Source organism: Enterococcus mundtii, assembly GCF_002947535.1.
Classification (GTDB): domain Bacteria; phylum Bacillota; class Bacilli; order Lactobacillales; family Enterococcaceae; genus Enterococcus_B; species Enterococcus_B mundtii_B.
This window is the reverse complement of sequence record NZ_PUAP01000071.1, coordinates 1-215: the sequence shown is the minus strand read 5'-3', so window position 1 is coordinate 215 and position 215 is coordinate 1. Positions and strand designations below refer to the sequence as shown.

Below are 215 nucleotides of genomic sequence, written 5' to 3'. Positions count from 1 at the left end.
GGCACGCCAGAGGTAGATCCAGGAACAGGTGGAGAAACCGATCCAGGCACAGGAACGCCGGAAGTCGACCCAGGCACAGGTGGAGGAGAGACTGATCCCGGCACTGGAACGCCAGAGGTGGATCCCGGAACAGGCGGAGAAACAGATCCAGGCACTGGCACGCCAGAGGTGGATCCCGGAACAGGCGGAGAAACAGATCCCGGCACTGGCACGCC

The 215-nt window shown here is 63.3% G+C and carries 1 pseudogene; it reads left to right on the top strand.

Annotated features, from left to right (window positions below):
- Positions 1–215 (top strand): annotated as a pseudogene (locus tag CUS89_RS15825) (hypothetical protein); the annotation flags it as partial.